This window comes from Rhodococcus sp. BP-160, from assembly GCF_019836205.1.
Taxonomy (GTDB): domain Bacteria; phylum Actinomycetota; class Actinomycetes; order Mycobacteriales; family Mycobacteriaceae; genus Rhodococcoides.
This window is the reverse complement of sequence record NZ_JABUEK010000002.1, coordinates 82,376-105,628: the sequence shown is the minus strand read 5'-3', so window position 1 is coordinate 105,628 and position 23,253 is coordinate 82,376. Positions and strand designations below refer to the sequence as shown.

Here is a 23,253-nt window from a genome sequence, read left to right as displayed (position 1 = left end):
GGTGTGTTGCGGTCGGCTCCTTTCAGGAGGAGTGACATGAGCAGCGGAGACACAGCAGAGCGCAGCCTCGAGCACTGGAGCGAAGCCGGTCGCACGGGCATGGAGGCGTTCTACGCTCTCGCGACCGAGGACTACCGGCAGCTGGCGTTGGCCGCCGACTGGCCGACGCTCCTCGGCGACCGCGCGCACGAGGGCTGGTCGCTGCTCGACGTGGCGTGCGGCAGCGGAAAGTTCCCCACCGCGCTGCGCCGCTACACAGACCTGTCGGCGGTTCCCGAGCTGGCCTACGACCTTCTCGACCCGTCCGCGTTCTCCGTCGCCGAGGCACGCGGCGCGCTCGGCGCGCCGTTCGCGGCCCGGCACGACCTGGTGATGACCCTGCAGGACCTCCCCGCGGATCACGCCGGCTACGACGTCGTCTGGGCCACCCACGCTCTCTACGCACTGCCGCCGGACGAATTGGACGCTGCGGCAGAACGATTCGTGGCCGCACTGGCTCCCGGAGGCCTGGGCCTGATCGCACAGGCCACGGCTGCCTCGCACTACCTCGCGTTCTACGACGCCTTCCGCGCCGGGGTGCGCGAGGCGACGCCGTACACGACCGCCGAACAGGTGCGCGACGCACTGACACGAGCCGGCGCGGACGTACGCGACCAGCGCGTCACCTACACGACCGGTACCTCCGACCGTGGCATCGCCGAAGGTTTTCTCCAGCGCTGCGCGTTCGACGACTCGGTGTCGCTGGAGGAGATGGAAGCCGCTCCGGTGCTGGGCGAGTACCTGGCCTCCTGCCGCGACGCGTCCGGTTCCTACACCTTCTCGCACGAGGCGGCGCTGCTGTGGCTCTGAACGACTCGACCACCAATGATCGCCTGCCCGAACAGAACCGGGACGGCGGTATCGATCAGGACTGGGCAGGCGACGATCAGGACTGGTGGGACTGGTACGTCACCCTGGCCGCGAACGATGCGGCGCCCGCCGAACTGGTGGACGGTCCCGGCCTGCCCGATGTCGAAGCCGCCACGGACGAGCAGATCGAGCGCGAGCTGGCCGAGCCCTACGTCCTCGATCCCGCTTCCGTCGAGGCCTTCGCACGGCAGGCTTTCGTGCGACTGCCCGCAGTGCTGTCGCCGGCGGTGGTGCGCCGCCTCGCCGAGCGACTCGAGGAGTTGCTGCGCGCGGAGCACGGTGACGACGTCGCCGGGCGATTCACCGCGCTCGAGCAGATGTGGCTCCACGACGATCTGATGCGCACCGTGGCGCTCTCGCCCCGCATCGGCGGTCTGGCTGCGGCACTGCTCGACGTGCCCGGAGTTCGCCTGTACCACGACAATGCGCTGTCCAAAGAGCCCGGCTGCGGGCGCACGCCGTGGCATCACGACGCCGAACACTTCCCCCTGCAGACCACCGACGCCGTCACCGCGTGGATGCCGATGTCGGCCATCCCGGGCCGGATGGGTCCGCTGTCCTTCGCCCGCGGCCGGGACGTGTTGGACGAGGTCGCCGATCTGGAGTTCGACAAGGTCGGCACGTCGTACGACGAGGCCGTCACCCAACGCTTCCTCCAGCGCGACGTCGCGGTGGAAGCGGAGCCGTTCGCAGTGGGAGACGTGTCGTTCCATTCCGCGCTGTGCTTCCACACTGCGGGCCCGAACCGGACGACGCAGCCGCGTCGAGCACTCGCCACCACCTACTTCGCCGACGGCACCCGTGTCGTGGAATCGCCGACCCTGATCAGCGGTACGTGGCGCGAGTTCCTCCCCGGCATCGAGCCGGGCGGACTCGCGGACTCCGAGCTCAACCCGGTGGTGGGTCGCCGGGACTGAGTCGGCCGGCGGCAGCGGCCGTCGTCTGTGTCTGCACTCCGTCGTCGGTCGGTGACACCGTCTGCGGCAGAACGCGCCAGTGGGCGCGTGGGTCGTCCGGCTGCTCGTGGTCGGTACTCATCGCTGCCTCCGTGTGTCACCGCGGTAGTTTGGTCGCCGTGCAGTGGCGACAATACGACCCTCGGGCGAGCGCCGCCGCCGGAACGGGCGCCTTCACAGCGTGTCTCGCGGTGATGTCCACCCCGCCCACCGATCTGATGTCGGCAGAGCGCGATTCTCCTGTCAGCTCCGTGTTCCTCACTCCCGCATGGGCCGGCGTCGTCGCAGTCGTGGTGGTACTGACGGCTGTCCGTGTGGCGTTCACTCACTCGCGGCGGGGCTTGATCACCGGTGTCGGCGCGGCGGGAACCGCCGTCCTGGCAACGCCGGCGGTGGTCGACATCTCCACGGCGTGGTCCGTGACTGTGGCCGGTGTCGGATCCGGACTGATCCTCGTCACGGCGGTGACACTGGCCCACACCAGTCGCACCGCATTCGTCGCTCTGGCTCTCGGAGCCGCATCGGCCTACCGCTTCTCCCCACTCGTTGCGCAGCAGTATCCGGACCACTTCCGATGGTCGGTGAGTCTGCCGGGCGACGCATTCTTCCCCGAGCCGGTCGTGCCGATCCCGGTGCTCGTGGTGACCGCAGTGCTACTCGCGAGCACGATCTCGATGCCGCACGTCGTGACCCGTGGTCCCCGAACTGTGCACTGGCGCATGGCCGCTGCGGTCGGTCTGCTGTGGGTCGTGTACGCGCTCCTCGGTGACTACAGTGCGTCCGTCGGTCAGTGGACAGTGGCCGCGGCAGCGACGGTCGTCGTGATCGTCGGGGCAGCCATCGGTTCCGCGGACAGCGGTGCATTCTTGTGCGCAGGGCTTGCCGTGGCCTGCACCTTCGTCGGAGGAATGGTGTGGAACGCGTGGTGGCTCGTTCTCCTCGCGATCGCCGGCTTCACCGTCGGCGCCCTCGCAGCGCGGTGGGCACCCTCCACTCCGGTGGGCTGCTGCATCCTCGCGCTCGTCTGCGCGTCGGCTCTGTTCCCGTACGGCCCCGTGTCCACCGTCGGGTATGCCGTGGTCCTGCCTGCTGCCATCGTCTATTCGCTACTGTCGTCCCGACCGTCCGATCCGACGATCACTTCCGTGGGCCTGCTGATCCCGACCATGCTCGCCGTCGTCACACTGTCCGCTCCTCCGGACCGTCCGTACGAGTTCGGATGGACGGGTAGTGCCGACCGGATTCTCGTTCTCGACCCCGGGACCGTGGGTTCCCGCTCGGTACTCGCGGTCGTGGTGGCGATGTGCGCGGCCGTCGTCGCAGCGGGGGTTGCAGCACGTGTCGACCGTCGGAACCACAAGCAGCAGAGCCCCTCCTGAGTCGTAGCGATCGGTGACACTCGAACGCCCATCAGCGGACCACCCGCCCCGCCTCGAGCTTCACGACCCGATCGGCCATGTCGATCACGAGCGGATCGTGAGACACGCAGGCGACTGCCACGCCGCGCCGGGCTTCAGCCCTCATGACGTCCCGAATGCGATCCCCGCTCGTCGCGTCCAGACCCGTCGTGGGTTCGTCGAGAAGCAGAAGATCAGCGCGACGCGCGAGGCCCTGCGCGAGCAACGCCCGCTGTCTCTGACCGCCTGACAACGCGGAGAAGGGCATGTCTGCGAGCTCGCTGATACCGAGGCGATCGAGCGCGTCGTCGACGACACGGCGAGACTCGGCATCGAGACGGCGCCACGCCCGCGTCCCGCCCCAAACGCCGACTGTCGCGACGTCCCGCACCGTCACCGGCAGTCGGTCCGGGACCGCCGCGCGCTGTGGAACGAATCCTAGTGCCCGCGTCGCGACTCGGGTGCCGGACGTCAGCGCACGCGTTCCCGCGATCATCTCCAGCAGTGTGGATTTGCCGGCACCGTTCGGACCTGCGATCGCCGTCACCTCTTTCGCGACGACATCGAGGTCGACCCCGTCGATGGCCACGTGTCCGTCGAACTCCACGCGGGCACTGCGCAGCCGAGCAGCGAGTCGGGTCGTGTCGATCTGGCTCATGGACTCACCTTAACGATTTTGGAAACCATTATCACTATCGTTACGATCCCAAGCGTGACATTTCAGGCGCTCATCGAGCCCTTCTCGCTCGCCTTCGTGCAACGCGCCCTCGTCGGGGGCGCACTCGTGGCGGTGCTGTGCGGGGTCGTCGGTACGTGGGTCGTCATCCGCGGCATGGCTTTTCTGGGAGAAGCCCTCGCGCACGGGATGTTGCCCGGGGTCGCCCTGGCGACGGTCCTGGGGGCGCCCGCGCTGGTGGGCGGCGCGCTCAGCGCGGTCGTGATGAGCCTCGGCATCGCTGCGCTCCAGCGTCGCGGATCCCTCTCCTACGACACGAGCATCGGCATGCTGTTCGTCTCGATGCTGGCACTGGGAGTCATCATCATCTCCCATTCGGGAAGCTTCGCCACCGATGCCACGTCCATCCTGTTCGGAGACATCCTGGCCATCACGTCCGTGGACATCGCACTCCTGGCCGTCGCTGTGGTGGTCGGCATGACGGTGGCCGCGGGCTTCCACCGCTCGTTGGTGGCGCTCGCGCTGGATCCCCGCATCGCGTCGGTACTGGGCCTTGCTCCCCGCGCGGCACAGGCTGCTCTGGTCGCCCTGGTGACGCTTGCTGTCGTGGCCTCCTACCAGGCTGTCGGCTCGCTTCTGGTCGTCGGACTCCTGCTCGCACCTGCCGTCGCCGCCGGGCAGTGGACCACTCGGATACCGACTCGAATGGTGGCGGCCGCCTCGATCGGTGTGCTGTCGGTGTTCGTCGGTCTGCTCATCTCGTGGCACGCGGCCACGGCGGCCGGCGCCACGGTCGCCGCGACGGCGATCGCGCTGTCGGGCCTGTCGGTGGCGGCAAGGGCGGCGACCGCGTCGATCGGACGCACGACATCAGCGCCGGCGCTCTCCGTCTGACACCGGCCGACCCGATTCACCCGAAAGGACACTGTGCGACAACACATCACGACCACCGCTCTCGCCCTCGTCGTCGGCCTGACCGCGTGCTCCACCGAGCAGGCTCCGACGATCCCCGCCGACGAGGTACCCGCCGAAGGCCACGGAGCGATCGCCGACGCCGCGGAACTCGCCGAGCCACGACTCGGCCTCACGACCATCGATCCCACCGGCTCGATCTCGCACCTGGACCTACTGGACGAATCGGTGTCCGACCTCGGCACCATCGGTGCACCCGAGGCGATGAGCACCGACGGACGCTACCTGTTCGCCGGGACGGACGCGGGAATCGAGATCGTGGACAGTGGCGTCTGGACCTGGGACCACGTCGACCACTTCCACTACTACCGCGCCGAACCCCGGCTTCTCGGCACCGTCGAGGGCGCCGGCGACGCGACCGTGGCCACGTCGAATCAATCCACCTCGGGCGGAACCGGGCTCTACTTCCCCGACTCCGGCGACGCCGTCCTGCTCGACACCGCGGCGTTGTCGAAGGGCGAGATCTCCGAGTCGTTCCGGCTGCAGAACCCGCCGGGAGACGGCATGGTCGTGCCCGTCGGATTGTTCGCCCTCGTCACCGACGGGGTCGGCCCCTCACGGACAGTCGTCGGACACACCTCGGACGGAAAGCGCACCGGTCTCGTCGAGTCGTGCCCCGACGCCGCCGGCACCATCACCACGCGTGTCGGCACCGTGATCGGCTGCTCCGACGGCGCGCTGCTCGCGTCCGCCACCGGAGACGAACTCACAGTGGAAAAGATCCCGTACCCGACTGACGTGTCCGCCCCTCCCGCAACGTCGTTCGACAATCGCGAGGGCCGCCCCACCGTCGCCGGCCTCGCCGGCGATCAGGGCATCTGGTTACTCGACACCCGCCAGAGATCGTGGACGCTCCTTCCCGCTCCCACTCGCTTGACGCATGTGTCGGCGGTCGACGACAGCGACGACCATCTTCTCGGCCTCTCGGCCGACGGCCGCGTGTTCGTGCTGGACGGAGCCGACGGTTCGGTCGTTGCCGAGACGGGCGCGCTCGTCGCCGCATCACAGGCCGCCGGTGAGACACCCACTCTGATCGCCGACCAGCAGCGCGCCTACCTCAGCGCGCCCACCGAACGGAAGCTGTACGAGATCGACTACGCCGACGACGCCCGCGTCTCCCGCACGTTCGAGACCGCGTCCGAACCGGCCTTCACGGCCGAGACGGGACGCTGATGATGCGAGGACACCCGACGGGCAGTCTCCTGGCCGCGGCGGCAGTGGCTGTGGTGGCCCTTCTCGCTGGATGTTCGGCGACAGCCGACGACCGTCCGGTGGTCATGGTCTCCACGAACATCCTCGGCGACGTCGTCGAGGAACTCGTCGGCGACGAGGCAGAGGTCGTGACGCTGATGAAGCCGAACGCCGACCCACACTCGTTCGAGATCTCCGCGCAGGAGGGCGCGCGTCTGCGCTCGGCGGACCTCGTCGTCTCGAACGGGCTGGGATTGGAGGAGGGACTACAGCAGCATCTCGACGCCGCAGCCGCAGAGAAGGTTCCGACGTTCGTCGCCGGGGACGTCATCGACGTGCTCGACTACCGGGAGGGCGACGCGGCGGGCAGCCCGGACTCCCACTTCTGGACCGATCCTGCCCGCATGATCGCCGTCGTCGATGCCTTGGAACCGGTGCTCGGCGATCTCGACGGAGTGGATCCGGCCACCATGTCGACACGAGCGGCCGAGTACCGCGGACAGCTGCAGAGTCTCGACGAGGAGATGTCCGCCTCGTTCGCCGCGATCCCCGACGAACGGCGTGCGCTCGTCACCAACCACCATGTCTTCGGTTACCTCGCTGACCGTTTCGACTTCGAGGTCGTCGGGGCGGTCATTCCCGGCGGCACCACCCTCGCCGCACCGTCGGCGTCCGACCTGTCCGATCTCGTCGATGCCGTCGACTCCACCGGTGTCCGCACCGTCTTCGCAGAATCGTCCTCGCCCGACCGACTCGTTCAGGCACTCGCCAGTGAAGCCGACATCAGCGTGGACGTCGTGCAGTTGTTCACCGAGTCGCTCACCGGTCCCGACGGCGGCGCCCCCGACTATCTGACGATGATGCGCGTCAACACCGAACGCATCGCCGCCGGCCTCTCCCCCTGATCGGTATCGTTCCCACACAGAAAAGGATTCATATGCGTCTTAATCACTTCCGGCGGGCAGGCTCCACTGTGCTCGCGCTCGGCGCGGTCGTCACTCTCGCGGCGTGCTCCTCCGGAACCACGACCGCCGCCGACTCCACCACGAGCACCACCGCAGCGATGCAGGCCGGCCCTCGTGTCGCGGTCTCCTACGACGGCGGCGTACAGGTGCTGGACGCCGCCACCCTTGAGACCGTCGCGGACTTCGACTCCGAGGACTACACACGCCTCAACCTCGCCGGCGACGGGCGCAACGTCATGGTGACCACGAGCAAGGGCTTCCAAGTACTCGACACCGCCGCGGGCACCACGGACGCACCACAGCTCACGGACACGGTCTTCGAGGCGGAGAAGGCGGGCCATGTCGTCCGGCACGGCGGCAAGACAATCTTGTACGCCGACGGTACCAGCGACACCACGATCTTCGACACGGCAGCACTGGAGTCGAGCGACGGTCTCCCCGAGGTGGAGAGCATTCCCGGTGTGGAGGCGCATCACGGAGTCTCGGTCGTTCTCGAGGACGGCACGTTCCTCACCACCGTCGGTAATGCCAACGGACGCACCGGTATCGAGGTGCGCGATGCCGCCGGTGCGGTCATCGCGCGCAACGATCAGTGCCCCGGCGTCCACGGCGAGGGAACGGCACAGAACGAGATCGTCGTATTCGGCTGCGAGAACGGTGTCCTGGTCTACGACAAGGGCGAGATCACCAAGCTCGACGCTCCGGACCAGCCCTACGGGCGTACGGGCAACGCGTACGTCAGCGAGACCAGCCCCTTGGTCGTCGGCGACTACAAGAACGACGCAGACGCGGAAGGCTCACTGCTGCAGGCGGTCACCGTCATCGACACCGTGGCGAAGACGCTGGACGTCGTCCAGATGCCCGACGGTGCCGAGTACACCTGGCGCGGGGTCTCCCGTGGACCCGACGACAAGGCCTACATCATCGGAACCGACGGCGCCCTGCACGTCTTCGATCCCGAGACGCGCGAGTTCACCGCTTCCTACCCTGTCATCGGTGAGTGGGAAGGCCCCAGCGAGTACCAGGACGCACACCCCGGCATCTCCATCACCGGCGACACCGCCTACGTCACCGAACCGGACACCGACAGCATCCACGCCGTGGATCTGACCACCGGTGACGTCACCGTCAGCAGCGAACTCGACGTCACTCCGAACGAGTTCGTGGCCGTCACCGACTGATCCTGTCGTCACCAGGGGCGCGGTGTCAGCCGCGCCCCTGGCTGGTCGCGTGCGTCAATCCGCGACCAACCGCGCTGATCGGAAGTGTCGACCCACTCCACGCTCGCGTTGCCTGCTGATGACGTAGGAGCCCGGCGCAATTCCTGTCGCACCGTGTTCGGGATGAATCAAGTACGCCGTGACCTCGGTGTCGAGGATGCCCAACGCAAGGCCGTTCGGATCGAACACCGGAGTGGACCACATGCAGTGGCCTTTCTCGCAGACGAGACTGTGAGGGTTGCCGCCGGCAGCGCTGCGAAGCAGTTCGACGCCGGTGAGGGGCACGTCGTCGGACCGCGTGCCCCGAAATGCCTGTACGTGGAGGATCATCGGACGCGGCACGACGATCAGGTCGCCCTGAGCTTGAAGCCCGTCGACGACGGGTATCGACACGTCTCGATCGAGATAGTCGAAGACGTCGAGGCCGGTCAGGGCCGTGAGTGTGGACAGAGTCATGGTCGTGGTCATCGAAGTCACCTCGGGTCGGCGGGATGTGGTCACGTGCGGCGCACGAGACGGGAGTAGTCGTCGCCGGTGATGCCGTAGGTCCATCCGGCGGCGTCGAGTGCGGCCGTCATACCGTTCGGAACCGGCAACCCGTAGCGTCGCCGCCGACCGTCCCGCTCGACAGAACCGTTGACCACGAGCAGAATTCGGCCGTCGTCCACCCAGCTGGTCGGCGTGGCGTAGAGCGACAGCTGGGCGCCGGCATTTCCCGGATCGTCCGTCCGGTCGACGAGTTCGAGTCCGGCCTCGTCGATGTAGACGTCCCACCCGATGCGCTCTATGGCGCACCGTCGTACCTCGATGTTCCGTTCGCGTGCGATGCGCTCGACGGTGGGTTCGGTGATCACCCACTCGGGAACGATGGTCCCGTGATCGACATGAACGGATCGTCCGTCGGCGAACTGGACTGCGGGCTCGTTCTGTCCGTGCAGTCGCCGTTCGTTGTGCACCGCTCCCGGAAGAGGTTCGGTCTGAAGAATTCCAGGTCGCTCGGACATGACGCAGACACTGTCGAATGCCCACCACCAGCCGGTCGCCCCCGCGAGGGCTGTCTGAGTATCGAGGATGGCGTGATCCGTACCGCGGAAGGCAGAGATGCCCAGTGTGCGATGGATGTCGTAGTACGCGAGCCGGTGCGCTTCCTGCTGCCCGTACCACGCCACGCTTCCCGTCGGTCGCTGAACGAGTGACCGCACAGCGGCCGCCACTCCATCGAACAAGCTCGTGCGCAACGAATCCCACACCGCGATTCGCAGCAACTCGTCGGGCGCGATCCCCTGCCGCGCGGACTCCGCCAGTGGCTGCGTGCGTGCAGCCCAGAGGGAGCGACTGTCGGAAGGCCATCGTCGCGACACCCCGCCCGTGCGGTTGTCCATGCGTTCGCGTGACCGTGAGACGGTCGACGCGATTCGAGCGGCAGCACCGGACGTCAGGGAGTTCGTACCCGACAACTGTTCGGAGACAATCAGTTCGGCGCCAGCCGGTGGGGACGGTACCCACACGAACTCGGGACAACGGAACCCTGCATGCCTGTACAGATCCGCTACGGCGGCCTCGGCGGTCGGCCTGTCGGACGGCAGAGTGGACACACCCAGCGCGAGCCACGTGTCCCGCAACGTGGGTACGGATGCCATCTGATGAATCGATGACGATGCGGTTCTTGCCCTGACCGCGAAGGGTGTTGCTGCGGCGCTCACGCGAGGGTGGCGGTGTCCGCCTTTCCGGTTGTCATGCGTCCGAGAATGACACGTCCCGCGACGCAGCGCAAGAGTCGGTGCCGATACCCGCAGCAGGATCGGCACATTCGGCCGAAAGTTCTCCAGAGGGGCAGCGCACCGGACCTGTCATTGTCGAGCGATAGACCATTCGTGCGCTGCCACTCATTCGCCTTCGGCGTTGATGCGGCGTCGATACAGGCATACGGTGCCGTCATGGGAAATCCACGCACCGCCGCGATCGGCCTCTACCTGCTCGCGGTGATCGTGCGCGTGGCGACGTGGGGAGGCACGTCGGCGGCCGATCGCAGCGACGACGTGGTGCTCCTCCTGCTGGTCGGAGCCCTGGTCGCAGCGATTCTCTCGGTCAGGTCTCGCACGGACACGCCGTGACCCGCCCGTGCGCGGCAGCGGCGAGCACGATCTAGACCGATCAGTTGGTTACAGTGGTGCGATGTCGTGGACGTCGTCGCCCAAGGATTCGGTGCTGGGCCTCGCCGTCCTCCTGTACATCGGAACGGCATTGGTGGTGCCCATCTCGGTCGCCGCAATGTCCGCCCTCGGCGACGCTCCCTACGACGTTGTCCCCGGGTGGTTCGCGATGGGTGTGTTCGCGTTCTGCATCGGTGCGTACACCACGGTCTATGCCGCCTACGGGTTGTACCTGAAGGCGGTGTCGGCGCACAGACGGAGAACAGGGCCAGTCCTGGCGGCGCGCCTGGAGACCGGCGCAGTGGTCCTCGCATGGGTGTCACTCGTTGCGGGATTGACCTCCCTCGCACCGGGCGTCGCCGTCGCGAGCGGCCTTGTCTGCGCTGCGGTGTGTAGTGTCGCCGGCGCCGTCGTTCGTCGACGTGTGTTCGGACAGAGCGAACGCCGTACGTGACGCATCGGTGCGTCCGGGCACTCCGGCTCTACTGTCCTTCCGACACGGTGGCATTGTCCAGGGCCGCGGCGAAAGCGTTGATCGTTTTCGTGTAGCGCTGAAAGCTCCTGTTGGTGCCGTAGTCAGAAAGAAAACGATCCTGCGAGCATTCGCCGCCGATACGGGACTGACCTACGGATGCTGGCGGACACGCGCTCGAATGATCGTTGCGGCCGACCTTCTCGAGCGGGGACACACCTCGCCGACACGGCAGCAGCCGGGTTACAGCACCAGCAGCGGGTTCATCGCTGCCTTCGCCCACGAGTTCGGCGTGACACCGTCGCGGTATGCCCGGGCGAGGAACGAGGTCCGCTCGTAGTCGACCCGACGGGTAGTCGTCCACGACCACCCGAGAGATCTCGATTTCAGCGATCGCACCCGCACGGCGAGAACTCGGACCACCCTCGAGTACGCCTGTCGCCCGGTGAGCCGAACGGGTTCCCACGGTGAGATGCGGGACGGCGCAGAGTCAGTCGAACCCGCATTCCCACTCCTCCAGCCAGGGCAGCACGTCCGTCAGATCCTCGGTGACGATCGAGAAGGTCGCGGCCTGCCTGGCGGCGACACCGGCATTGAGCGCAAGTGATGTCGGGAGCACCTCGAACAGCGGGATGTCTGATCTGCTGTCGCCGATGGCACAACAGTGACGCAGCGGCACGCCCTGTTCTGCCGCGAGGGCAACCGCTCGGTCCCGCTTGTCGTACTCGTCGAAGTGCTCGGCCACAGTGCCGTCGAACGTCGATCCCGACATCCCCACGCGAGGACCACCGTTGGGCGTGAAGCCGAAACGTGTCGCGATCGAGTCACTGACCGGCTGCCACGCCAGCGACGCGAGAACCGGCTCTATCAGACGACTGCGGCACCACGCCGTCACCTCGTCGATTCCACTGATCAGCGGCAACTCCTCGAGCCAGCGGTCCACAGTGTCGGCATCGATGCCGCGCCAGCCCTCGGCATCGATGACACTGACCTGTTCATTCGTCAATTCGCCGGCGGCATAGCGCAGCTCGGCGTTGTCGAGCACCTTCTGGTGTCCCAGTCGCGCTGCCAGGAAACTGCCACTCGACTTCGAAGGGACCAACGTGCCGTCGATATCGAAGAACACCATGCCCCGCACCGTCACCCCCGCAAGATACCCAGTTCGATGCAGGATGGCGACGTACACGAGATCGTCCGAACGAACCCTCGACTGGGTGGGACACGACCGTGCGACGGACCGCCTGTCACCGACGACCACGTCTTCTGCCGAGCCTGCTGTGAGCGTCCGTCCAGCTCGGACGAATCGAGGACGAGGTTGTCCCGAACGTGAACTCCGCATCCGCAGTGTGTTTCCGGAAAGCCTTCATCATCGAGCGGTGCGGTTCGGTGGACACCATCGCATCGATCGCGTCGCGGTCGCGCCAGGCGCTCAGCGTGTAGAACTCTCGGCGTAGTGGCCGTGCGATCAGGGCGACACCGATCGCCCCGTCCGATCGGCGCACCTGACTATGTATGCGCAGCGATGCGACCAGGAATTGCGGAACATGGCGAGGGGACGCGAGTTCGAATCTCGACGCCATGACGACAGAGTCGTCGAGTTCGTTCCTGTCCTGTGGGCCTGCGAGCCAGGGCAGTGCAACCATGCAATCCTCCAAGGGCGGTAGCGAGTCGCCGCGCATGCGAACCGCGAACTCGATGGTCGGGTGCTCAGATGGGGCGCCCCACCGAGAACCGGCGCCAGGTGAGCATCGCGACTCGATCATTATGGACACCTTCAGTATCTATAATGGATAGTGCTAGTCTCTGATCGTGATGTCAAGGCTCCCATCATGAAGGTTTCCGAGCTCAGTACGCGTTCAGGCGTGCCCATCTCGTCGATCAAGTACTACCTACGCGAAGGGCTTCTCCAGAGCGGCGTCAGAACGGCGACCAATCAGGCGGACTACGGAGAGCCACACGTGCGCCGGCTCAGACTCATCCGCTCGATGACCGAGATCGGCGAACTCCCCCTCGCACGCGTCCGCGCCACCTTGGCCGCCGTCGACGACGACACGGTGACACTGCACGACACCTTCGGTGCCGTGATGCACGGCCTGGACGACGGTCTTGACCCACACGGCGCAGACCCTGACCTGACTGCCGCGCACGACGAGGTCACGGCATGGTTGACCGAGCGACACTGGCATTTCGATCCAGTTGCGCCTGCGCATCACCGACTGGCAGAACTGATCACCACGATGCGCCGCTTCGGGTTCCCGGTGTCGCTGACCGATTTCGACGCTGCGGCTGACCATGCCGAGGCCGCAGCCAGAGGCGAAGTGGCCTACGCCAGAGCGAAGGAAGACCGTGCGTCCGCTGTCGAAACCATGATCGTGGGTACCGTCGTCATCGAGCGAGTGCTACTCGAGATTCGCCGGCTGAGCCTCGAATCCGCCAGTTTCGACCTCGAGAATGCTGACGCCATGCCGCCGCCTACCGCACACCCGACCGACTGACCGCCTCTCGACCGAAGCGTGGTGAGAGTGCTGTGCTGCCAGCCCCTCCATGAGGCAGGTGACTCACCAGATCTGTGCGCAGGGATGGGGGTTCCTACTCTGTCCTCGGCTGCGATCACCTGCGAGCGTTACGCCGGCAGCACACACCTTTCTCGGGTGACGCGAGGCGACTACGCCGGGGGAAGAAATTGGAGGACAACAATGAAGATGTACCTGATTGCAGGGCTTGTCGTCGCCACCGTTCTGACGTGGACGGGGCTGGGAATCTTCGAGACGTCGTTGTGGACAGCGTTGGCCGTCATGGCTGCGTGCGAAGCTGTTGTCGCGGCGGTGCTCTTCGCGTCGAGGTGGCGCAACAGGCGGGCCGCGGTTGTCCTGGCGGTGTTGTCGGTGTACCAGTTCGGTCAGAGCTATTTCTACGAACGCGCCCAGTACACATCGAGTGACCCGGTGATCCCGATCGACAACTTCGGCGTACTGATTCTCAGCGGGATCGCGATCAGCCTGATCGCGGCGGGACCCTTTCCTCGGGACGTCACGGGAGCACAGCTTCGATGAAGCCCATCGCAATCGTACTGAGGGACAGCCCGCCGGTGCCGAACGCTGCCGCGGCGCAGACTGCCACCAGCACGTCCTCGCGCGACGGGACAGGCGGTTCGATGGTCTGGCTCATGAATTGGAACGGGACTGCCCAGGCAATCTCGATACTGTCGTGCGCCAGTGTCAGGTCGCCGAACGCGTTTCGACCAGTGTCCGTGGAGCCGTCGAGAAACCTGCTGTCGTTCACGGTCGTGGCAGCGAGGGTGAGCACTCGTCGATCGAACTCGATCCGGACACGGTAGGACTTCTTCAGGAGTCGCCCGGACCCGGGGATCATCACGACTTCGCGGCCGTCGACGAATGCTTCCAGGGCCGATTCGCTCCGCGTTCCGATAGGTGTGTCGCGCGTTCTCTCGCCTGTGCGTCGAATCGACGCGGTGGTCTGCGGCTCGTCCGTGTACACGGCGATGGTCTCATCGTCGGACCTCGTCACCTCGATATCGCCGTAAAGGTAAGTTTCGACACGGTACGTTCCCACATCGGTCCTCTCAGTACTCGAAAGTGCCATCGATCAGCATGTGGTCACGAGCCGATGTAGGAGTCTGCACGTGCGCCGTCGTCACGAGACACGACGGCCAAATTCCTCACGGCGTCACCTCGACCTGCCAGACTCTCCACTTGACTGAAACGCCGCTCTCGATGCTTCCCGCAGGGCGGTACTCGAGCGGCCCGTACAGCTCGGGAACACTCCATCCAGCGTGCACAGTCGGATGCCGTGTCACCTGCTGCACCACGTATCCCACGAAGTTCAGGACACGGACACGTCCGGTCGTCGGTGTTCGAAAGTCCGTCCACAAGTATCGATCCCACACGAGAGCACCCGTCAGAACCGCCTCACCGCCTGGTGCGTGTCCGGCGCCCAGGATCGTCGTGAATCCGTCTCCGAGGTGCGCGACACGCTCTACACCCCTCTCGACTCGAACGGTGACAATGGAGGCGGCGACCTCGGACACCACTTCCCGCGGTAGTCCGATCTCCGATGCACTCGCCCAATAGGTCGTGGGCGAACGCAGCGCGCCAGGTGTCGGGTCGTCCGGCCACCATTCCTCGTCGTCGAGCATGAAGACGGTCGTCATGGCCGGACACCCGCGTCACCGGTCGATGCCAGGCGCGCAACGGGCACAGGCACTCGGCTCACCGCTCCACACCTAGCCGCAGCCGTTCTGCAGCATGGCCCAGTCGAACCGCTGCCGCTGTTCGTCGACAGGCCCGGGGTCCGCGGGATCGAAAACTCCCCTGTTACGTGCCACATATGCAAGCGTAGGTCGTTCAGTACCGCTCCCGCTGCTCTTGCACAAACGAGAGGCGGTTCCGCCGTACCCTGGCTCTCATGTCTGGCCGCTCCGGTAGTGGTGGCGATGGCCGACGCCCTCGCGTCCGACCTGACGTCCCCGATGCACGACACCTTCACCTCTCCGCAGAGACACTCCGGTGACGTGACCGCCCGGGTGACGCGCAGGGTCTCCTACCGGCGCAGCCGAACTGGGGACCTGCCTCTCGCATCATCTGCGCGTCGCTGCGCGATGAGTAACGCAATTGACGAGCCCCGACAGTGCCAGACCACCACCGGGGTACAGAAGCATTGCGGGCGAGAAGATTTCGGTCGAGGAAGCGTGCGTGATCATCCACACGGCGCCGAACGCAGTCACTGCGAGCCCGATTGACGGTCGCGGCAATCTTCGTCCCCAAGCTCTGCTGGGCCAACCTGCTGGAGAACAACGCAGCCAGTCCAGCGAAGGCGCACAGGAAGATCGACCCGATGAACAGGCCGTCCAGATCGAGCACGCGGGCCACCGCGAACAGCGCCGCACCGATCGCGAGTAAGACCAGTTCCGCAACCGGGTCGCGGCGGGTACGCAGCGCGCCCATCACCGGCGGTCTCGTCGCGGCAAGACAGCTGGATGCACTGATGCGGTACGCCTGCCGTGGGCCGGGCTGCGGTGCGTGATGGTCTGCATCTGTTCCACGCTTGCACGGACTCACCGCGAGCGACAGCGTACAAACCCCTACAGATCCAGGCACTCGACACGTGCGACAAGCGCCGACCGACACTGTGCGCCAACCAGCGGCCTTCGCCACGATCCGGCGATGAAGAATCAGGTCGTGGGAGACTTGGGCGATGGCCCACGAGGACCTCGACGCCGCAGAGATTGCCACCATTCTGACCTCTGCCGATGCCAGCGATATCGCCAGATTGCTGACAACGCCCGCTCCGAGCTCAGTCGACAGACAGTGGGCCCGGGTGTCGGCCATTCTCGAAGCGAATATCGGCGTCAGTTTTCGCGGCGCGACAGACGCGGACATCGCGGCGGCAGAGAAGGCGACGTGCCCGTGGACCGACGAGGTGCGGAATCTCTACCACCACGCCGAGCCGACTCCAGAGCAACGCGGTATCGCTCTGATGCCACCCGGCTTCGAGCTCCTGAGCCTGAACAGGTTACTGAACGATCATCGACTGTGGATCGACTTCAACGCCAACCCGGCATTCGGGGAGCCCATCGACATGGACGAAGAGACGGCAAAGCCGGCGGGATCACCAGCGCCGATGATGCTGCCCGGGTTCGTGGCTTTCGCCAAGTCGAACGCCGACACGCTGTTCGTCGACACTCGGACAGGCCCCCTGCACGGGTGCGTCAACATCCACCCCGACGCGGACGCACCCTGGAAGCCTCCGCTGTGGAGATCACTCAGCGCCATGCTCGAGCAACTGGCGTTCTCCCTCGAACGCAACACCACCTTCGACATGCGCGTCACACTGTGGTCGAAGTACCAACCCTTCATCGAGGGCGCTCGCCTGGTCTGGGAATACCGTTGACGGTTGGCTCCCCGCGCGGAACACGACGCCAACCCGTCAGCTGCCCTACACAGCGTCCTCCTCAATCCAGCAGAGATCGTCAGAATGGTGCGTGACGGCCGACCTGCAGGCGTAAGTCCCGCGGTTTCAGCGTGATGGTCTCCTCCACCCGCAGAACGTAGCCGGGCTCAGGAACCAGGGTCCGCTGCTGAACAATCATCGCCAGAGCGACCACTATTTCGTGATACGCGAACTGACGACCGATGCACGCCCGCATTCCGGTGCCGAACGGCTTGTACAGGTCGGCAAGATTCGCCGGCACCCGCGACCGTTCGAACCGGTCGGGGTCGAACGCCTCGGGATCGTTACCCCACCCGGCGTCACGATGAAGTTGCAGCAGGACGACGAAGACCCACTCCCCCTTCTCGAATGGATGCTGTCCCACCCGCGTGTCCTGCCGCGCCTTGCGGAAGTAGCCGGGCGCCACTGGCCACAACCGCAGAGTCTCGTCGACGACGCGGCGCAGATACCGCAGCTTGCCCACGTCCTCGAAACGAAGCTCGCCCTCGGGTCGAATCAGCTCCACCTCCGCCCGCACTCGTTCCGCGACCTGAGGATGCAACGACAGGAAGTGGAGCGCGAAGGCCATCACACCGGCCGACGTCTCCTGCCCCGCCACGAGGAACGTCAGGATCTGGTTGCGAATGTTCTCGTCCGAGAGTCCCTGTCCTGTCGCAGGATCGACCGTGTCGAGCATGAGACCGAGCAGGTCGCTCCCACCGTCTCGACTGCCGCGCCGTGCTGCGACGATGTCGTCGACGATCCGGCGAACAGCCACCACGTCGGCCTCGTGCTGGTCGCGCTGACGGCGGAACACGATGGCCTCCACCAACGGATGCGAGTAGGCCGCGCGGTTGATGTAACGCAGCGCGCGCGAGGTGCGCGCAATCAGCTCGTGGGGCTCGGAGGTGTCGAACGACGCGAAGTCGTGCCCGAAGGCGACGTCACCGATGATCTCGAGAGCAAGTTTGTTGGTGTCCGCGGGAACATCGACCCAGGCGTCAGCACCGAGTCCGTCCCAATACGCTAGTAGCCGAGTGGTCTTCGCGACCATCGCATCGTGGTAGCCGCGCATCGACGACTGCGTGAACGCCGGCGCCAGGATGGCGTGCGCCGCAGCCCACGACGGCTCCGAGTTGTGGGCGGTGAACAGACCGTCCCCCGCGACGGAACGCAGGTTCCGCAGCGGCACACCGAGGAACTTGGCCCACGTCTTCTCGTCGTTGACCGCAGCCACCTCCGTGGGCCCGGACACGTAGGTGACCCGAGTGCCGACGACGTTGCGTTCGAAGATCGAGCCGTATTTCTGCGCGTCGCGCATGCCCCACTGGCTGGACTCCGTCACGTGAAGATCGAGTACGTCTCCCAGCACACGCAGGCGCCTCGGCGGATGCGGCAACCTTCGGTCGCTCGCTCGTATCGCACGCGTCGTCTCGAACGTGGTCATGCAGGCCCCCCAGCCGTGGATGAATCGACGAGTCCGGCAGCCGGCCCTCATCGGACGAATGGGGCCGCCGTGCTCGAGTGCTCCGCAGAAGGCTACGTCGATCGTCGCGCGGGAAACATCGGCGGACCGAATGCCGTTGGCTCCGAATCGAGACGACTTCGGGCGCGGTGGCGTGGGCGGGATCGGGCGGAACAGAGCCCTTGACGCGGCCTGAACATACGTTTAGCATCCTGAACATGCGTTCAACCGCCACCGATCGCGATCTCACAGCACGAGCACGTATCCGCGACGCCGCGATCGACGTGTTCGTGAGCGACGGCTTCGGTGCACCCATTCGCACGATTGCGGTCCGAGCGGGAGTGAGTCCGGGGCTGGTCATCCACCACTTCACGAACAAGGCGGGATTGCGTGCCGAGTGCGACGCGCACGTGCTCGACTCGACCCGGAATCGCACCGGCCGAATCCTGGGAGCAGATGGGAGCGACTCGTCCGGTGGCGCAGTGGGGGATGCGGTGAACGAGACGCTGCAGTCCATGGCCGAACACGGACCGCTACTGGTGTACGTCACTCGTCTGATGGCCGAAGGTGGGGATTCTGCCCGGACGTTCGTCGATCGACTGGTGGATGACGTGGAAAGTTCGATGCGGGCTGCGGTGGCGGCCGGAACCGTCCGCGCCTCTGTCGACGAGGCAGCGCGCGCCCGTTATCTCGTCACGATGGCGCTGGGGACGCTGACGATCGACATGGCGATGAATCCTCCACCAGACCCGAGCGACGGTGCCGCCATCCTCCGCGCCTACAGCGACCGCACGATGGTGCCCGCCGCCGAGTACGCCACCCACGGACTACTCACCGACAATTCGGCCCTCGACGCCGTCCTCGCTGCCCACGCCGCGGGTTCTCCGCTCGACGGAACAGGAGACAGCCGATCATGAACGATGCCGGCAATGCGATCGAGATAGCCGGACTGGTCAAACGATTCGGCCGACACCGGGCGCTCGACGGGCTGGACTTGACGGTGTCCGAAGGTTCGATCGCGGGGTTCCTCGGCCCGAACGGCGCGGGCAAGTCCACGACGATCCGCATTCTTCTCGGATTGGTGCACCGCGACGCCGGCACTGTCCGACTGCTCGGCGCAGACCCGGTGCGTGATGCCGTGAGTGTCCATCGGCGTCTGGCCTACGTACCCGGCGACGTCGCGTTGTGACCACGCCTGACCGGAGGAGAGACGATCGACCTGCTGCTCGGAATGCGCGGCGCTCGCGTGGACGCCCAGGCACGCGAGTCCCTGATCGAGCGCTTCGACCTCGACCCCACCAGACGTGTCTCGACCTACTCGAAGGGGAACCGTCAGAAAATCGTGTTGATCGCTGCGTTCGCGGGGCACGCCGACCTGGTCGTCCTCGACGAACCCACGTCCGGCCTGGATCCCGTCATGGAGAACGTGTTCGCCGAGTGCGTTCGGGAGATCGCCGACCAGGGAACATCGGTGCTGTTGTCCAGCCACATCCTGTCCGAGGTCGAGAAACTCTGCGACACAGTCACGATCATCCGCGCCGGGCGGACGGTGGAGAGCGGCACGCTGGCCGACCTCCGCCATGTCACCACCGTGCACGTGACAGCGGAGGTGACGGGAGACCCGGGGTCGTTGGCGAGAACCCCCGGCGTGAGCGACCTCGACGTCGTCGGGTCCGCCGAGACCGGTCGACGGCGCGTCACCTTCTCCGTGACCCGTGCGGACATGCCCATTGCGGTCGCCGCTCTCGGCGCTCTCGGCGTCGTGGATCTGACGGTGGCGCCACCGTCTCTGGAGGACTTGTTCCTGCGGTACTACGACTCCGACGGTGATCGTTCATGACCACGCTCTCCGACCGGCGCGACACTGCTGATCGCCCCGGCGACCGCCCACCGGGCCGGCTCACCGGAACCACGTACCTGCTTCGTCTCGCCCTGCGCACCGAACGATTCACGACCCCGGTCGGCGTCCTGGTGGTGCCGGTCCTGTACCTGCTGACCGCGGCGTCGCTCGCGCCTCTGTACCCGGATGCGACGTCGCGCGCCGCACTGGCCGACGGCTCGGCAGCGAACCCGGTCTTCCGGATCCTTCTCGGCCCGCTTCGCGACACCTCGGGCACCGCCCAGATCGCCGTCTGGCGGGTGGGCGCCTTCGCGCTTCTCGTCGTCGCGATCATCGTCGCCGCAACGGTGACGCGACACCCTCGCGGCCCGGAGGCCACGGGGCGGATGGAGCTCGTGCGGGCGGGCGCCATCGGCGCAGCGGCACCTCTGGCGGCTGCGGCGATCACCGCCATGGGGGCTGCGGTCGCGACCGGCGTGTCGACCGGTGCGGCGGCCGCACTGGCCGGAGTGCCCGCGCCGGCCGCGATTTTTCTCGCTCTCCAGTTCGTCGGCGCCGGACTCGCCGCGACAGGTGTCGCCGCGGTCGTCGACCAGGTCGTGACGACGTCGCGAACGGCCATCGCCACGTCGGCGGTCGTGCTTCTCACCGCGTACCTCGTCCGAGGGATCGGTGACGCCGTGGGCGGATTCGCCTGGATGACGTGGCTGTCACCTCTGGGGTGGGCCGAACGCGTGGACCCACTCGGCGACCGCGCCGTATCGCCGTTCCTCGCGTGCGTGGCCCTGTGTGCGGTCGGCCTCGGAGTTGCGGCAGCGGTCGTGCGCAGGCGTGATCTGGGTGCAGGCCTGGTGCAGCCACGACCGGGCCCGCCGGTCGCACGGTGGCCGATCTCGATTCTCGGAGTCACCGTCCGGACCATGGGAACCTCGCTGGTGCCGTGGACGTCCGGTGCCTTCGCCTACTGTCTCCTCGTCGGGCTGCTCACCGACTCCACCGACGATCTCGTGGGTGCGTCCGGGGCGACAGGTGACGTACTCCGAGACATCGGAGGCGGTTCCGCGGCCGCGTCATCGGACCTCGTCGGCGCGTTGATCGACACCGTCCTCGGCATCGTGGCGATCGCCGCGTCGGCTGCCGCGGTGTCCGTGGTCGGGCACCTGCGCGAGGACGACCGGACGGGTCGCGCGGAAATACTCCTCGCTACCGCCGTCTCCCCTGTGTCTCGTCTGCTCGCCGCTGCCGCCACGGCGACAGTCACGGCAACCCTCGTGTTGCTTCTGGCAGGTGTCGGGCTCGTCACCGGGGCTGCTGCCGTCGGCGGAGACGGCCCCGGTGTCGTCGACGTGCTCGTCGGAGCGGTGTCGCAGCTGCCGGCAACCCTTGCCGTCGCCGCGATCGCCTACGCCGCATACGGATTCGGAAGCCGGTGGATCGCGGTCGGGTGGGCGGCAGTCGTCCTCGACCTGCTGCTGGGGCCGCTCGGTACCCTCATCGGCGCTCCCCAGTGGTTGCGCGACACAGCACCGCACACGCATCTTCCCGCCGACGTCGGCGCGCCGGTTCCACTCACCGCCGCGTTCATCCTCGTCATCGTGGCCACAGCACTTCTGGCCACCGCATCGTGGGCTCTGCGCCGCCGCGACCTCGTGTGAACGCCGGACAGGGCGTCGGCGAGTGCACACCAGCGACACTCCCGATGCCTGACCTCACTGCGCCCCACGGACACGACGGCACCCCACGACCTGCCCGAACACGTCGACCACGGCGGCCGCAGCGATCGCCACGAGCAACATCCACACCAGCAGAGCCACGTCCGGGGCCCACCTGCCTGCCACCGACAACCCCGCGCCGGTCGTCGCAGACAGTCCGAACAGGATGGCGACAGCGGCCGCTGTCCCTACCCCGACCGCCACGACCCCGCGCACGACGGCGACTCTTATGGTCCGCTGGGATGTCCTGCCCGAGACGATGCGGACCGTGTGGACGCCGATGCCGACCACCAGCGTCGCGATGATCGCAGCGAGCGCTCCGAGCACGGTGGACGCCGAGGACTCGGGAAGCTCGCTCGTCCGTCCACCCGTCACCGACGTCGTCAGGTTCCGGCCGACGGCCGCGAGTCGATCGGCCTCGATCTCACCGTATCGGTTCGCCGCCAACACGATTGCTGTGTCCAGGGATGGAATCAGAGAGACGTAGGTGTAGTAGCCGGGCACCGCACCCGCATGCCACCAGACATCGTGGCCATCGATCCTCTCGTGGAACAGGCCGTCACCGTAGGTCGAACCCTGAGCCGTCGGCACCTCGCGATACCGGGCTTCGCCGTCGTGACGTTCCCGCAGTCGCCACGACGCATAGCGTCCCAGGTCATCGATGGAGCCGGCGAGGTAGCCGTATCCCAACCCCGCCGAATCGACACCGACGTCGACCGGGCGGGTGGAACCGAAGAACGGAACGTGTCCCCGCGGAACACTGTCGACGAACAACTGCGGGTCGGTGATGGCGTCACTGCCGGCGGGATCGAGTACGACGCGGCGCACGGCGTCCGCGTAGGAGGACCCTCCCGCCTGCTCGATCACAGCCTGCAGGAGCAGGTAGTTCAGACTCGAGTACCGGAACTCACCACGAGGACCGGCCCCCTTCGGCGCGTCGAGGGCGGTGACGGCGTCTGTCGCGGAACCCCTTCGGGTCCACTCGTCGGTGACGGTGAGGTCGTGCGGCAGCCCGCTGGTGTGATGAACGAGGTCGTCGACGGTCACTGCGGGGTCGGAGAGCACTCGGCGAGCCTGCGGGACCACCTCGACGACAGGGCTGGTGGCGTCGAGAACGCCCTCGCGCTCGAGGCCCCTCGCTGTCGCTGCCGCGAACTGCTTCGACACCGACCCCCAGACGAAAGGGGCCGACCCGTCGATGTCGTGACCGTCCCCGTCGACTCCCACGAATGCCGCAGACCGTGCACCGTCGCTGTCGACGATCCGTGCGGCCATGCCCGTGCACCGATCTCCGAGGCCCACCGAGTGACGAGGCCCTGCAACGACTCCTCGTCGTGCCCTCGACCGGCTGCTGGGCAGATCGACAGTGCGAGCAG

Annotated in this window: 26 protein-coding genes and 1 pseudogene; 17 read left to right on the top strand and 10 right to left on the bottom strand. The window is 66.7% G+C overall.

The annotated features are described in order from the left end of the window. Nucleotides 1–36 precede the first annotated feature (36 nt). Together HQ306_RS06885 and HQ306_RS06880 are read left to right on the top strand one after the other, a co-directional pair. On the top strand, nt 37–849 hold the full coding sequence (locus HQ306_RS06885) for a class I SAM-dependent methyltransferase (protein ID WP_222629860.1): 813 nt from the start codon (nt 37–39) through the stop codon (nt 847–849). After that, nucleotides 840–1,826: a phytanoyl-CoA dioxygenase family protein gene (locus HQ306_RS06880; RefSeq protein WP_222629857.1), complete on the top strand. Its 987-nt coding sequence runs from the start codon at nt 840–842 to the stop codon at nt 1,824–1,826. Before HQ306_RS06885 ends, HQ306_RS06880 begins: the two co-directional genes overlap by 10 nt. Here the strand turns inward: HQ306_RS06880 and HQ306_RS06875 are convergent. Continuing rightward, nucleotides 1,798–1,947, bottom strand: a complete 150-nt coding sequence (locus HQ306_RS06875) for a hypothetical protein (RefSeq protein ID WP_222629843.1) — start codon at nt 1,945–1,947, stop codon at nt 1,798–1,800. The genes HQ306_RS06880 and HQ306_RS06875 overlap by 29 nt on opposite strands. 37 nt (nt 1,948–1,984) lie before the next feature. Here HQ306_RS06875 and HQ306_RS06870 point away from each other — a divergent pair, with 37 nt between their 5' ends. Beyond that, nucleotides 1,985–3,244, top strand: a complete 1,260-nt coding sequence (locus HQ306_RS06870) for a hypothetical protein (RefSeq protein WP_222629828.1) — start codon at nt 1,985–1,987, stop codon at nt 3,242–3,244. Nucleotides 3,245–3,275: 31 nt separating this feature from the next. Here the strand turns inward: HQ306_RS06870 and aztA are convergent, their stop codons facing one another. Further along, entirely contained in the window at nt 3,276–3,920 is a 645-nt protein-coding gene (gene aztA / locus HQ306_RS06865) for a zinc ABC transporter ATP-binding protein AztA (protein WP_222629825.1), read from the bottom strand. A gap of 54 nt (nt 3,921–3,974) precedes the next feature. Between aztA and aztB the strand changes: the two genes are divergently transcribed. From aztB to aztD, 4 genes are read left to right on the top strand one after another with little or no spacing between them, the layout of a single operon-like run. Then, complete coding sequence (gene aztB / locus HQ306_RS06860) at nt 3,975–4,832, top strand: zinc ABC transporter permease AztB (protein WP_308115412.1); 858 nt, start codon at nt 3,975–3,977, stop codon at nt 4,830–4,832. Between the two features lie 33 nt (nt 4,833–4,865). After that, nucleotides 4,866–6,083 carry an ABC transporter gene (locus HQ306_RS06855; protein WP_222629822.1) on the top strand — a complete coding sequence of 406 codons (1,218 nt, stop codon included), beginning with the start codon at nt 4,866–4,868 and terminating at the stop codon, nt 6,081–6,083. Further along, nucleotides 6,083–7,006 (top strand): zinc ABC transporter substrate-binding protein AztC, encoded by a 924-nt coding sequence (aztC, locus tag HQ306_RS06850; RefSeq protein ID WP_261769321.1) that lies wholly within the window; start codon nt 6,083–6,085, stop codon nt 7,004–7,006. Before HQ306_RS06855 ends, aztC begins: the two co-directional genes overlap by 1 nt. 32 nt (nt 7,007–7,038) lie before the next feature. After that, nucleotides 7,039–8,247, top strand: coding sequence for a zinc metallochaperone AztD (gene aztD, locus HQ306_RS06845; RefSeq protein WP_222629819.1), 1,209 nt, complete (start codon nt 7,039–7,041; stop codon nt 8,245–8,247). 54 nt (nt 8,248–8,301) lie between these two features. Here aztD and HQ306_RS06840 read toward each other — a convergent pair whose 3' ends face one another. Continuing rightward, a complete protein-coding gene (locus tag HQ306_RS06840; protein WP_222629816.1) occupies nt 8,302–8,754 on the bottom strand; it encodes a hypothetical protein in 453 nt (150 codons plus the stop codon). 29 nt (nt 8,755–8,783) lie between these two features. Next, a complete protein-coding gene (locus HQ306_RS06835; RefSeq protein WP_261772338.1) occupies nt 8,784–9,668 on the bottom strand; it encodes a DUF6745 domain-containing protein in 885 nt (294 codons plus the stop codon). 555 nt (nt 9,669–10,223) lie between these two features. Here HQ306_RS06835 and HQ306_RS06830 point away from each other — a divergent pair. From HQ306_RS06830 to HQ306_RS22755, 3 genes are all read left to right on the top strand, one after another. Continuing rightward, nucleotides 10,224–10,400, top strand: coding sequence for a hypothetical protein (locus tag HQ306_RS06830; RefSeq protein ID WP_155957009.1), 177 nt, complete (start codon nt 10,224–10,226; stop codon nt 10,398–10,400). Between the two features lie 61 nt (nt 10,401–10,461). Continuing rightward, a complete protein-coding gene (locus tag HQ306_RS06825; RefSeq protein WP_027505539.1) occupies nt 10,462–10,893 on the top strand; it encodes a hypothetical protein in 432 nt (143 codons plus the stop codon). Beyond that, entirely contained in the window at nt 10,835–11,251 is a 417-nt protein-coding gene (locus HQ306_RS22755; protein ID WP_374197742.1) for a helix-turn-helix domain-containing protein, read from the top strand. Before HQ306_RS06825 ends, HQ306_RS22755 begins: the two co-directional genes overlap by 59 nt. A gap of 150 nt (nt 11,252–11,401) precedes the next feature. Here the strand turns inward: HQ306_RS22755 and HQ306_RS06815 are convergent, their stop codons facing one another. Continuing rightward, on the bottom strand, nt 11,402–12,040 hold the full coding sequence (locus tag HQ306_RS06815) for an HAD family phosphatase (RefSeq protein WP_261769317.1): 639 nt from the start codon (nt 12,038–12,040) through the stop codon (nt 11,402–11,404). A 115-nt stretch (nt 12,041–12,155) separates the two neighbouring features. Then, nucleotides 12,156–12,491 (bottom strand): antibiotic biosynthesis monooxygenase, encoded by a 336-nt coding sequence (locus HQ306_RS06810; protein ID WP_222629806.1) that lies wholly within the window; start codon nt 12,489–12,491, stop codon nt 12,156–12,158. Between the two features lie 249 nt (nt 12,492–12,740). Between HQ306_RS06810 and HQ306_RS06805 the strand changes: the two genes are divergently transcribed. Together HQ306_RS06805 and HQ306_RS06800 are read left to right on the top strand one after the other, a co-directional pair. After that, nucleotides 12,741–13,406 carry a MerR family transcriptional regulator gene (locus HQ306_RS06805; RefSeq protein ID WP_222629803.1) on the top strand — a complete coding sequence of 222 codons (666 nt, stop codon included), beginning with the start codon at nt 12,741–12,743 and terminating at the stop codon, nt 13,404–13,406. 201 nt (nt 13,407–13,607) lie between these two features. Next, entirely contained in the window at nt 13,608–13,964 is a 357-nt protein-coding gene (locus tag HQ306_RS06800; RefSeq protein ID WP_222629792.1) for a hypothetical protein, read from the top strand. On the opposite strand, the gene HQ306_RS06795 is transcribed toward HQ306_RS06800, so the two are convergent. Together HQ306_RS06795 and HQ306_RS06790 are read right to left on the bottom strand one after the other, a co-directional pair. Next, the gene (locus tag HQ306_RS06795; protein ID WP_222629790.1) at nt 13,942–14,217 is read right to left on the bottom strand and encodes a hypothetical protein; all 276 of its coding nucleotides are present in this window, start codon (nt 14,215–14,217) and stop codon (nt 13,942–13,944) included. The two genes, HQ306_RS06800 and HQ306_RS06795, sit on opposite strands and share 23 nt — an antisense overlap. 373 nt (nt 14,218–14,590) lie before the next feature. After that, on the bottom strand, nt 14,591–15,082 hold the full coding sequence (locus HQ306_RS06790; protein WP_222629788.1) for a hypothetical protein: 492 nt from the start codon (nt 15,080–15,082) through the stop codon (nt 14,591–14,593). Nucleotides 15,083–15,623: 541 nt separating this feature from the next. Here HQ306_RS06790 and HQ306_RS06785 point away from each other — a divergent pair. Beyond that, nucleotides 15,624–15,830, top strand: coding sequence for a hypothetical protein (locus HQ306_RS06785; RefSeq protein ID WP_222629752.1), 207 nt, complete (start codon nt 15,624–15,626; stop codon nt 15,828–15,830). A 295-nt stretch (nt 15,831–16,125) separates the two neighbouring features. Beyond that, entirely contained in the window at nt 16,126–16,821 is a 696-nt protein-coding gene (locus tag HQ306_RS06780; RefSeq protein ID WP_222629750.1) for an SMI1/KNR4 family protein, read from the top strand. A gap of 79 nt (nt 16,822–16,900) precedes the next feature. On the opposite strand, the gene HQ306_RS06775 is transcribed toward HQ306_RS06780, so the two are convergent. Next, nucleotides 16,901–18,307 carry a cytochrome P450 gene (locus HQ306_RS06775; protein WP_222629747.1) on the bottom strand — a complete coding sequence of 469 codons (1,407 nt, stop codon included), beginning with the start codon at nt 18,305–18,307 and terminating at the stop codon, nt 16,901–16,903. 236 nt (nt 18,308–18,543) lie between these two features. Here HQ306_RS06775 and HQ306_RS06770 point away from each other — a divergent pair, with 236 nt between their 5' ends. The 3 genes and pseudogenes from HQ306_RS06770 to HQ306_RS06760 all read left to right on the top strand — a co-directional run bounded on the left by HQ306_RS06770 (nt 18,544) and on the right by HQ306_RS06760 (nt 21,820). Beyond that, nucleotides 18,544–19,242: a TetR/AcrR family transcriptional regulator gene (locus tag HQ306_RS06770; RefSeq protein WP_222629744.1), complete on the top strand. Its 699-nt coding sequence runs from the start codon at nt 18,544–18,546 to the stop codon at nt 19,240–19,242. After that, nucleotides 19,239–20,165, top strand: a pseudogene (locus HQ306_RS06765) (ATP-binding cassette domain-containing protein). Before HQ306_RS06770 ends, HQ306_RS06765 begins: the two are co-directional and overlap by 4 nt. Then, nucleotides 20,162–21,820 carry a hypothetical protein gene (locus HQ306_RS06760; protein ID WP_222629741.1) on the top strand — a complete coding sequence of 553 codons (1,659 nt, stop codon included), beginning with the start codon at nt 20,162–20,164 and terminating at the stop codon, nt 21,818–21,820. The pseudogene HQ306_RS06765 and the gene HQ306_RS06760 overlap by 4 nt, the downstream one beginning before the upstream one ends. A 54-nt stretch (nt 21,821–21,874) precedes the next feature. Here the strand turns inward: HQ306_RS06760 and HQ306_RS06755 are convergent, their stop codons facing one another. Beyond that, nucleotides 21,875–23,152: a serine hydrolase gene (locus HQ306_RS06755; RefSeq protein WP_261769313.1), complete on the bottom strand. Its 1,278-nt coding sequence runs from the start codon at nt 23,150–23,152 to the stop codon at nt 21,875–21,877. Nucleotides 23,153–23,253 lie beyond the last annotated feature (101 nt).